The following is an 11,368-nucleotide window of genomic DNA, read 5'->3' on the forward strand; positions in this document are numbered from 1 at the left end:
TGCCGGTCTTCACCGCGGCCCAGTGGCGGGTGGCGAGCGCGTTGTCGAGGCCGAAGGTCAGCGCACGGGCTTCGCGGTCGGCCAGCATGTCGGCCACAATGAAGCTGGCTGCCGGGTCCATCACGGCCCGGGAGGCGCCACGCGCCTCATCGGGCTTCACGCGCAGCGGGCCCGTGCGGCCCGCATTGGCCAGCGCGCGGTAGGCATTGGTCAGGCCCGCGAGCGTGACCTCGGCCGAGCCCAGCGCCAGGCTGTAGCCGTAGGTGCCGCCGCTGGCGCGCAAGCTGAAGCCCAGCGCCTGAAGCCGCTCGTGGAAGGCCTCGGGCGTGACGGTGACGAGCGTGCGCACCGCCGGCACGTTGAGCGAGCTGGCGAGCGCCGTGCGCACCGACACCGCGCCCTTGAAGCCGTGGTCGTAGTTCTGCGGGATGTACAGGCCGCCGACCGTCTCCAGCCCCAGCGGCGAATCGTCGAGCAGCGAGGCAGCGGTGAGCCAGCGCTGCTCGATCGCCAGCTCGTAGAGGAAGGGCTTGAGCGTCGAGCCCGCCTGGCGGCGCGCACTGACACCGTCCACCTCCGCCGCGTGCGACAGCCCGCGGCCGCTGGAGCCGATCCAGGCCAGCACCTCGCCGCTGGCGTTGTCGAGCACCAGCACGGCGCCATCCTCGACCTGCCGGCCCTGCAGCTCGGCCAGGTGCTGGCGCAACGTGTCGCGGGTGAAGCGCTGCAGGCGCGCGTCGAGCGTGCTCGCCACGCGCGGGCGCGGGTCGCCGGGCAACAGGCGCTGGGCGAGGTGCGGTGCGATCTGCGCGTCGGCATCCAACCGCGCCGTGGACTTGCGCGCGAGCGAGTACGCCGTCAGGCCGTCCAGCCCTTCGCAGCCGAGGTGCTGCTCCTGCAGGATGCCGCAGGCGCGGCGCGCCACCGTGGGCGCCAGCGCATTCGGGGCGCGCAGCAGCGCGGCGGCGAGCGCGGCCTCCTGCGCGTCCAGCCCGCTCGGGTGCTTGGCGAACAGCGTGGCCGACATCGCGCCGATGCCGACCAGCTCGCCGCGGAACGGCACCAGGTTCAGGTAGGCCTCGAGGATCTGATCCTTGCGCCATTGGCGCTCGAGCTGCCATGCCCCGCCGGCCTGCGAGAGCTTCGCGCCCACGCTGCGTCCGCCCGCGCTGCCGGCATGGGCCGGGTCCAGCAGGCCGGCGAGCTGCATCGTCAGCGTCGAGGCGCCGCGGGTGCGCGTGTTCCACAGGTTGCCGAAGGCGGCGGCACCGACGGCCGACCAGTCGACCCCGCTGTGCTCGTAGAAGCGCTTGTCCTCCGACAGCAGCAGCGCCGTGCGCAGGGCGGGCGAGACCTCGGCCAGCGGCACCCACTCGAGCCGGCGTACGTTGGCGTCGGTGCGCAGCGTGTGCAGCGGCTCGCCGTGGCGGTCGACGAGCACGCTGTCGGATGGGCGGTACGCCGCCCTCACCTGCTCGAAGCGCGGCAGCTCGGCCGCGCCGGCGTGGCCCGCCAGCGCCAGCGCCAACGCGAACGCGAGGGCCAGCAACGTGCGTTTCACGGCTTCACGACCATCCGCGCGTTGGGCGACTCGCCGAACATCTCCGGCGCGTACATCGCCTCGACCCGCGTCTGCGGCAGGCCGAAGTCGCCGGGGTTGTTCAGCCGCACCGTGTACTCCAGCGTCAACGGGCCCTTGGGCAGGTAGCGGTAGTAGGCGCGGAAGGCCTCGAAGCTGCGTTCCTCGTAGGCCAGCCAGCCGCGGTCGTCGCGCCGCTCGCCTTCGGTCTGCAGGGCGCTGTCGCGGCCCAGGCCGCTGCCCAGCAAGGTGGCGCCGCCCGGGATCGGGTCGTTGACCACGACCCAGGTCATGTCGGCCTGCGCGTCGACCTGCAAGGTGATGCGGTAGACGTCGCCGCGGCTGATGGCCCCCTTCACCTTCTGCTCGACCGGCGCGACCGTCTTGGTGATGCGGTAGCCCGACGAGAAGGGTTGCACCACCGGCACCGCGGCCTTCGACACGAGCGTCAGCCAGGGCCTGCCACTGCCCTCGTGCGTCACCTTCAACTCGCCGGCCGACAACGGCGCCGACGCCGCGCCCGCGCGGGGCACGGGCCAGCCCATCGCCAGCGTGCCCCCCTGCGGCGTCGCGGCCCAGTCCAGCACCTGCGCCTTGGCCCCATCGAAGCCAGCCTGCGTGCGACCGGCGACCGGCTCGCTCTCGAAGCGGCGCGAGAAGGCCTCGACCGCCAGCACGCCCCAGGCGTTGGCCGGCGTGGTCGACCAGTGGCCGAACTGCTGGCGCTGCAGCGCGCCGGTCACCAGGCGCGGCATGTCGTCCTTCCAGCCCGGGTGCTGCAGCACCGCGAGCACCAGGCGCACGGCGTTGACATCGCCATTGGCCATCAGCCACCACCAGTTGTCGTCGCGCTCGGTCGAGAAGCCCATGCGCGTGCCCTGCAGGTTCAGCCGGGCGCGCAGGATGTTCTCGGCCTCGGCGATGTGCTTGTCGCGCTCGGGCAGGCCGGGCGTGCGGTCGAGCACCATCAGCCAGTCGATCACCGCGGCCGTGGGCCACTGGTTGGGCAGGATCTGGATCGACTGCAGCATGCGCGGCTGCACCTTGCCGCTGCGCGAGAGCGCTTCGAGCGCGGCGAGCTTGCGCACATCGAGGTCGCCGTTGCGCAAGGCCGCAGGCACCCAGAACTGGCGCTTGAGCCGGCCCTCGACGAAGGCGACGAGCGCGGCCTCCATGCGGGCGCGCGACTCGTCGGGGATCGCGAACTCGCCGCCCGCCTCGGCGCTGACCGACAGCAGGTAGGCGGTCAGCGTGTCGCTGCCCTCGCTACGGCTGCCGGCGCGCGGCGGAAAGTAGTTGGCCAGGCCGTCGTCGTCCAGGTACAGCGGCAGGCGCTCCATCACGCCTCGCCAACGCCCGGCCTCGCGCAGGCCGATGGCCACCGAGGCCTGCTGCTCCAGGCAGGTCCAGGCGTAGCGGCGCAGGTACTCGGCGACCCCGGGCAGGCCATCGGCCAGCTTGGGGCGCAGGCCGATGTCGATGCCGCCGCGCAGGGCGCCGCGCTCGTCGCGCAGCGCCGTCTGCGGCGGCGCCACCGACAGCGGCTGCGCCTTGTCGAGCTGCAGCAGCGTGGCCTGCTGCACCGTCACCGGCACGGCTTCAGCCACCTTCTGGGCGAGCTTCATCCGGTCACGCGCCGCGCTGCCGGACACGCTCTCGGCGGTGATCGTCCAGTCGACGCTCTTCGCGTTGTAGGGCACCTGCACGTCCCACGCCGCTTCCTGCGCACCGCCGGCGTCGATGTGCAGTTCCTGCGCGGCCAGGGTCTGGCTGCCCTCGCTGCTGGACAGCGCGGCGTCGACCTTCACCTCCATCGCGGTGGCCGTCGTGTTGCGCACCGTCACGCTGGCGCGGTAGCGGTCGCCCTCGCGCACCAGCGGCGGCAGGCCAGAGACGATCTGCACGTCCTGCGTGCTGCGGATGCTGGCCTGGCCGGTGCCGAACAGCGCGGCGTTGCTCCCTTGCACCGCATCCGCCACCGCGACGATGCGAAAGCTCGTCAGCGAATCGTTCAGCGGCACCGTGAGCGTCGCCTGGCCGTTGGCATCGAGCGCGACGCGCGGGTTCCACAGCAGCAGCGTGTCGAACAGCTCGCGCGTCGGGAACGCGCCGCCGCCGCCGCCCGGCGCCGCGGCCTTCTTGCCGAAGTGCCGCTTGCCGATGATCTGCATCTGCGCCGTCGCGGTTTCCACGTCGTAGGCGCGGTGGCGGATCATCGCGCCCAGCAGATCCCAGCTGGCATTGGGCATCAGCTCCAGCAGCGCCTCGTCGACCGCCGCGACGGCCACCTCGGTGCCGGCCGGCGCCGGCTTGCCATCGGGCAGGGTGACCTTCAGCTTCACCTGGGCATTGGCGCGGATCGGGTAGGCCGACTTGTCGGTGCTCACGTCGACCTTGAGGCGGTGGCCCGCGATGCCAACCGCAATCTCCGCGATGCCGTACTTGAACGCCGGCTTCGACAGGTCGACCATCGCCGTCGGGGCCTGGTAGAGCTGGTCGGCACCGCGGTACTGGCTCCACCATTCGCCCGGCGTCTTCCAGCCCCACTGGAAGAACGAATACCACGGCACCTCGCGGATGCGGCCGCGCACCGCCAGCACCGAGACATAGACGTTCGGCCCCCACTCGGCCTTGACAGGCAACTCGATCGTCGGGTCCTGGCCGTTCAGTTGCACGGTGCGTGTCTCGATGATGCCGTTGCGCTCGATGGCCACCAGCGCCGTCGCATGGCGGAACGGCATGCGCACCTGCAGCCGCGCCGTCTGGCCGGGCTCGTAGGCGCGCTGCTCGGGGATGACGTCCATGCGGTCGTCGTTGTCGCCGCCGAACCAGAGCTCGCCCTGGCGCGTGACCCAGGCGTTGGCCGCGGCGCGCGCGGTGTGGCCGCCGGCGTCGGTGGCGCTGGCGATCAGCTCGATGTCGCCGGCCTCCTTCAGCGTCACGTCGCACAGCAGCAGGCCGCGCGCATCCGTCTTGCCGTTGCAGACCTCGCCCAGGTCCTCGTCGGCGCGCTCGTTGTCGTAGGCGTAGAAGCCGCCGACCAGCCGGCGCCGCGTCGACTGCACCTTGTGCAGCACGGCGCGCAGCGCCACCGCCTGCTGCGCGATCGGCTTGCCGGCCGTGTCCAGCGCCAGCACCTGCGTCGGCAGCTTCTGCCTGACCGACACCCAGCGGTCGGTCTTGACCCCCAGCACCACGGCCGAGGGCCAGACGGGCACGCTGTGCGTCAGGCTCTGGATCTCGCCGTTCGGGTCGGCGTAGGTCGCCTGCAGCACCAGCTCCGACGGGTTCGACACCGCCGGCAGTTGCGTCAGCTTGACGCTGCCGGCGCCGTTCTTGTCGAGCGTGGTGGCCAGCTTGTCGGCCACCAGCCTCACATCGGCGTTGCCCCGCGGGCGGATGCTGCGCTCGTCGTCGTCTTCGTCGACATAGTCTTCCTCGAAGAACGAGCGCTGCTCGGCATCCCGCGGCTGGCGCGGCGGCTCGAAGCGAAAGCCCGGCCAGGCTTCGGCGCGCTGCGCGAGGCTGCCGGTGGCGGGGCGAAGCTGGGCCGAGACCTTGACCTCCAGCCCGGCCGCGCCGCCGCCGTTGCCGTAGTTGACCTGCAGGTTCAGCGGCAGCTCGGCGGGGCTGATCAGCGCACCCTTGGGTGGAACGATGCGGCCGGTCATCACCGGCAGGCGGAACTCCTCGACGCGGAAGGCGCCGGTGGTCAAGCTCAGGCCTCGCGCGCCGATCAGCAGCACGTCGTACTCGCCCAGCCGCGCATCCTTCGGAACCTCGAAGCGGCTTTCGGCATACCGCCCATCGCGCCATTCGAGCGGAAAGTCGAAGCGCTGGCCCGAGCCCTGGTGCACGATGCGCAGCGTACGCGGCAGCGCATCGGGCGTGGCCAGCCCGAGGCCGACGAGCCGCTCGACGCGCGCGTAGTGCTTCATCGACACCACCTGGCCGGCGCGCAGCAGCGTGCGATCCAGCACGGTGTGCATGCGCTGTGCCCGCGCCTCCTGGTCGCCGTAGCGGCCGCCGCCGTAGCCGACGTGGAAACGCCAGGCCTCGATGCCCTGATTCCAGGTGGACCAGACGAAAGCCAGGTCGGCCTTGCCGGTGGGCGCATCGAGGTGGCGGGCACTGACGAAGTAGCCGTTCTCGCCGCTGCCCTCGTCGTCGCCGCGGTTGCAGTAGCCCCAGGGCAAGGGCGGCAGCTCCTGGTCGACCTGCACGAAACCCTGCGCGTTCGTGCGGCCCTGCCATTTCGGCTCGCCGCGGCAATCGGACACCTGCACCTGCGCATCGGCCACCGGCTGCGCCTTGTCCAGCGTCGTGACCCAGACGCCGGAATTGACCGCGCCCCACTTGAAATGCACGCCCAGGTTGGTGACCAGCGCCGCGGTGCGCACGTACATCGGCGCGTCGCGGTCCAGCAGCGATCGGCCGAGCCGCGGCGACTCGATCTCGACGATGTGCAGCCCCGCCTCGGGCAGGGGAATGCCCACCACCTCGAACGGCCGCTGGTCCTTCGCATCGGTCGGCGGCAGCGCGAGCTTGCGGGCGCTCTTGTCGGTGTTCAGCAGGCTCACCGCGCGGGTCTGCACCACGCGGGTCTCGTCGATGCCGTACTCGCCTTCTTCGCCCTCGCCGTCGCCCTCGCCTGCATCCTGGCCGTAGCGCTTGGCCGGGCGCGCCGGCTTCTGCTTCGGCGGGGGCGGCGGCAGCTTGATGCCCAGCTCGGCCTCGACCGCGCCGCGCGGCAGCACGTTCTCGTGGTAGCGGTGCACCTTGGCGAGCCACGCGACGATCTGCGCGTCGTCGGTCAGCTTCAGGTCACGCACCTGGCCGGGCGGCGAGGCGGCGGTGACGTTGGCGCCCTTGACCACCAGGTCCGGCTCGACATGGCGCAGCGTCACCGGCAGCAGCGGCTGGTCGTGCCACTCGAGCACGCCGAACGGCGCCGCGGCGAACTTGGCCAGCGGCGGCGCGGTGGCCGTGCGCACCGCGAGCGGGAACTGGCTCGCGTTGGCCAGGCCGCGGCCGGCATCGTCCTTCAACTCCGGCGGCAGCTCGATGCGCAGCGCGGCGCTCTCGGGCAGCGCGGCCTTCCACTGCACGGCGCTCACGCCCTCCTGCGCCTTGGCCTTCTCGGCGTCGACCGCGTCGCCCTTGCTGCGCCCGACCAGCCACAGGAAGCGGCGCATGCCGCGGTCCCAGAACGACAGCAACTGCTCCGTCTGTTCGCCACGGCCGGTCTCCACCTGCGGCGCCAGGCGCTCGCCGCCCGGCGTCACGAGTGCCACGCGCTCGGCCAGCGCGCGCGGCACCGGCGACGAGAACTCCAGCCGCAGCGGCCGGATCGGCAGGCAATCGGCCCGCGCGTTCTCGCGCTCGCAGGTGAAGCTGGCCGTGAACGGCGGCCGCACGGCGTACTTCAGCCGCCGGTCGGCCGAATTCGGCACGCCCGACGGCGTGGCGATGCCCTTGGCCCAGACGATCTCGACCTTGGCGCCGTTGGGCAGCGGCCGCGCGCAGCGCACGGTGGCCACGCGCGCGCGCTGGGGCTGCAGGTTCACCGCCTTGAGGATCGCATCGCGCACCGCGCCGTCGACCACCTGCAGCGGCAACCGCTCGCCCAGGCCCGAGGCCTGGCAGTAGCCAAAGCGCTGGATGCTCTCGGGGGTGGCCGCGCCATTGAGCAGCAGCGCAAAGACCTGCTCTTCCTCGATGCGCGTGTCGCCGTCACCGCCGGCGTATGGGTAGGCCCGCACGACGACCGGCCCGCCGGTGTTGAACTCGAACTTGCCCGGGCCGCTGGCCGCGCTGCCGGCGAGCGATTGCAGGCCGGCCTTCAGCGACAGGCTGCAGGCACTGCCGGCCGGCACGTCCTGCTTGAAATCGAAGACCCAGGTCTTGTCGTCGACCCAGCGGCCGCTGCCGGGCGTCGGGCAACGCACGTCGAACGGTGCCGGCAGCCGCGGGTCGCCGAAGCGCACCATCGGTTCGGAGAAGGTCGCCCGGGCCTGGCGCACCTGCGCCGTCTCGCCCTGCGGCGAGAAGGTCTGGACGGTGAAGGCGCCGGCCGATGCGGGCAGCGCCCAGGTCAGCACCAGCGCGGAAAGCGCCTGTGCGGCGCGATGTTGGATCTTGTTCAAGGCGGGCTCCTCCTGCGTCGCCCGCGATGATGCCCGACGGCCGGCGCGATCCCGGCGCGCGCAGACCCCTATTTCTGGGTGCGGGCGAGCAAGTCGGCCAGCCGGTCCTTCCACAGCGCGGCCACCGTGTGCGAGCCATGGCCGCGCGTCTGGTCGCTCAGCGGCAGTACGAGCGCCTGCCCCTTGGGCACGCGGCGGATCTCGCGCTCGAGGATGCCCAACTCCGGCGGGTTGATCAGGTCGTCGGCCGTGTTGATCGCGAGCAGCGGCGCCTCGATCTTCTCCAGCCCCGCGCCGGGGTCGTAATCGTAGGAGGCGCTGACCTGGTAGAGCGTGTCGTTGGCGTCGGTGCTGCGCTCGCCGTTGGTGATGGCCGCGTCGATCACCGCATCGGCCGCCTCGATCGTCGGCATCTGCGCCTGGCGCAGCGGCGGGTTGCTCGACATGAACATCAGCATCTCGGTGGCCGTGCGCAGGCTCGGCGGTTGGCGCGTGTAGTTGCCGCCGTTCCAGGCCGGGTCGTGGCGGATCGCGTCGATGACGAGCCGGCGCCAGATGCGGTTGCGCCCGCTGATCTGCGTGGGCAGGCTGGCCAGCGGCATCAGCGCGTCCATGAAGTCCGGGTAGCGCTGGCCCCAGAGCCAGGTGTGCATGCCGCCCATCGAGGTGCCCATCACGAGCCTCAGGTGGTCGACCTTCAGCCCCTCGGTGACGAGCAGGTGCTGCGCGCGCACCATGTCTTCGTAGCCGTAGGTGGGGAACTTCGCGTGCAGCCCGTCGCTGGGCTTGGACGAGCCGCCGTGGCCGATGCCGTCGGGCAGGATCAGGTAGTAGCGGCTCGCATCGAGCACGCCACCCGGGCCGAACAGCTCGCCCGAGAACTCGGGCCGGATGAACTGCGCCCCGCTGCCGCCGGTGCCGTGCATGATCAGCACGGCGTTGTCCACGTGGCCCTGCGCATCGCGCTGCGGCGTGCCGAGGGTGCGGTAGTGCAGCCGCAGCTCGGGCAGCGTCTCGCCGCTGACGAAGCGGAAATCGCGGGTGACGAAGTCGCCTTCGGCAGGCGCGGGAGGTTCGGCCGCCTGGGCCAGGAAGGTCCAGGCGCAGGCGATCAGGGCAGATGCAAAGTGGCGAAACATCATGGGCGGACTATGCCTTGACTTCACTCCGGTCATGGGCTTGGCGGATCCGGGCACCCGAGTGAAACTCACCAGTTCCTCCTGCGAACCGACCCGAAAGGCCCGTCATGGAAAAGACCCCTCACCTGCCTGGCAAGTTCATCTGGTTCGAGCATGTGTCGAACGACATCGCCAAGGCCCGCGCGTTCTACGAGCAGCTTTTTGGCTGGCACGTCGAATCCATGCCGATGGGCAACCAGACCTATCGCATGCTGATGAACGGCGACGGCGGCGTCGGCGGCCTGTGCGCCGCCGAGCCGGGCGCGGCCAACCACTGGATCAGCTACCTGTCGGTCGACGATGTCGACACCAGCCACCGCGCCGCGCTGGCCGCGGGCGCGAAGGAAACGCTGCCGCCGACCGATTTCCCGCCGGTGGGCCGCGGCTCAGGCCTGACCGACCCGACCGGCGCGGCGTTCTGCCTCTGGACCAGCGCCAACGGTGACGTGCCCGATGGCGATGTGCCCCCCGGCGGCTTCGTCTGGAACGAGCTGTCGACACCCGATGCGAAAACCGCGCTGGCCTTCTACGAGCGCGCCTTCGGCTACACCCACGACACGATGGACATGGGCGAGCAGGGCCAGTACCACCTGCTCAAGAGCGCGAACGGCCAGAGCCGCGCCGGCCTGTACCAGCCGCAACAGCCGATGCCTAGCATGTGGCTGCCCTACGTGCACGTGGCCGACTGCGACACCAGCGCCGCCAAGGCACAGAGCCTGGGCGCGCGCCAGATGCTGTTCCCGCCGATGGACGTGCCGAACGTCGGCCGCATCGCCGCGCTGATCGACCCGCTGGGCGCGGCGATCGCGATGATCAAGCCGGTGCCGATGTGACCACCGCTGGCGGGCGCGGCGGCGTGGGTGTACGCTGGCCTTCGGACCCCACCCGAGGAGCACGCGATGTCGAACCACGTCTACAAGCTCGTTGAACTCGTCGGCTCGTCCACCAGCAGCACGGACGACGCGATCCGCAACGCGATCGAGACCGCCAGCAAGACGATCCGCCGCATCGATTGGTTCGAAGTCACCGAGACGCGCGGCCACGTGGCCGACGGCAAGGTGGCGCACTTCCAGGTCACGCTGAAAGTCGGGTTCCGCGTCGAGCCGTGAAGTGAAGCCCCCACGCCCCCTTCCGGGGGCTGCCCCCCGGGGGGGCTCGCGCAGCGGACCGGCGAAGCCGGATCCGCGCACGCCACTTGATGGGCGGCGGCTCCTTCGGAGCGCCTTGTCTGGAGCATGGCTGGCGTGGGCGATGTTGCTTGCGCCGGCCTTCGCCCAGACCGCCTCCGCGCCGGCGCCGGTCGCGCTGCTGCGCATCGACGGCGCCATCGGCCCGGCCACGGCGGACTACGTGCATCGTGGCCTGGCCCGCGCGGCGCGCGAGCAGTCCCAGCTGGTCGTGCTGCAGATGGACACGCCGGGCGGGCTGGACACCGCCATGCGCAGCATCATCAAGGACGTGCTCGGCGCGCCGATGCCGGTGGCCGCCTACGTCGGGCCGCGCGGCGCGCGGGCGGCCAGCGCCGGCACCTACATCCTCTATGCCGCCCACGTCGCCGCGATGGCGCCGGCCACCAACCTGGGCGCCGCGACGCCGATCGCCATCGGCATGCCCTCGCCGTCCCCTGGCGGACCACCCGACAGCCGGCCCGACGCCGCGCCCGGCCGGCCCGCCAGCACCGCCTCGGCGCCGGCACGCGGCAGCGACGACGTGCCGACCGCCAAGCGGGTCAACGATGCCGCCGCCTACATCCGCGGCCTGGCCCAGTTGCGCGGCCGCGATGCCGCCTGGGCCGAGCAGTCGGTGCGCGAATCGGTCAGCCTGCCGGCCGACGACGCATTGGCGCGCCGCGTGATCGACCTGGTGGCCGACGACGTCGATGACCTGCTGCACCGGCTCGATGGACGCCGGGTCGCCGTCGGCGCCGGAGCGAGCGGGCCGCGGGCCGTGTTCGTCACCCTCGCGACCGCGAATGCCCGCGTCATCGACATCGAGCCCGATGCGCGCCAGCGCGCGCTGGCCGCGATCAGCGACCCCAGCATCGCGCTGATCCTGCTGATGATCGGCTTCTACGGCCTGCTGTTCGAGTTCATGAACCCCGGCATGGTGGCGCCCGGCGTGGTGGGCGCCCTCAGCCTGCTGCTCGCGCTGTGGGGGCTGCAGATGTTGCCGATCAACCTGGCCGGCCTGGGGCTGATCGTGCTGGGGCTGGCGTTCTTCGTCGCCGAAGCCTTCGTGCCGAGCTTCGGCGCGCTGGGGCTGGGCGGCGTCGCGGCGTTTGCGTTCGGTGCGCTGCTGCTGGTGGACAGCGAGGCGCCGGGCTTCGGCGTGCCGCCAGCACTGGTCGGCACCCTGGCGCTGGTGTCGGGCCTGGCCGTCGTCGGCATCGCGAGCATGGCCGCGCGGGCACGGCGGCGGCCGCTGGTATCCGGCGCGGGGCAGATGGTGGGCGCCACGGGCGAAGT

Annotated in this window: 6 protein-coding genes; 3 read left to right on the top strand and 3 right to left on the bottom strand. The window is 71.8% G+C overall.

All coding sequences use genetic code 11. The features are described 5' to 3' along the window. The 3 genes from pbpC to VJ693_RS04025 form a co-directional block, all read right to left on the bottom strand. A partial coding sequence (gene pbpC / locus VJ693_RS04015) for a penicillin-binding protein 1C (RefSeq protein ID WP_324152174.1) occupies window positions 1-1,561 on the bottom strand: 1,561 nt, incomplete at its 3' end. Then, the gene (locus VJ693_RS04020) at window positions 1,558-7,725 is read right to left on the bottom strand and encodes an MG2 domain-containing protein (RefSeq protein ID WP_324152175.1); all 6,168 of its coding nucleotides are present in this window, start codon (window positions 7,723-7,725) and stop codon (window positions 1,558-1,560) included. The genes VJ693_RS04020 and pbpC, both read right to left, overlap by 4 nt. A gap of 68 nt (window positions 7,726-7,793) precedes the next feature. After that, the gene (locus VJ693_RS04025; protein WP_324152176.1) at window positions 7,794-8,864 is read right to left on the bottom strand and encodes an alpha/beta fold hydrolase; all 1,071 of its coding nucleotides are present in this window, start codon (window positions 8,862-8,864) and stop codon (window positions 7,794-7,796) included. A 107-nt stretch (window positions 8,865-8,971) separates the two neighbouring features. On the opposite strand from VJ693_RS04025, the gene VJ693_RS04030 reads away from it, so the two are divergent. From VJ693_RS04030 to VJ693_RS04040, 3 genes are all read left to right on the top strand, one after another. Next, a complete protein-coding gene (locus tag VJ693_RS04030) occupies window positions 8,972-9,736 on the top strand; it encodes a VOC family protein (protein WP_324152177.1) in 765 nt (254 codons plus the stop codon). A 66-nt stretch (window positions 9,737-9,802) separates the two neighbouring features. Continuing rightward, window positions 9,803-10,012, top strand: a complete 210-nt coding sequence (locus VJ693_RS04035) for a dodecin (protein WP_324152178.1) — start codon at window positions 9,803-9,805, stop codon at window positions 10,010-10,012. A 142-nt stretch (window positions 10,013-10,154) separates the two neighbouring features. Continuing rightward, a partial coding sequence (locus VJ693_RS04040; protein WP_324152179.1) for a nodulation protein NfeD occupies window positions 10,155-11,368 on the top strand: 1,214 nt, incomplete at its 3' end.

It is taken from the genome of Ideonella sp. (assembly GCF_035254525.1).
Lineage (GTDB): Bacteria > Pseudomonadota > Gammaproteobacteria > Burkholderiales > Burkholderiaceae_C > Ideonella.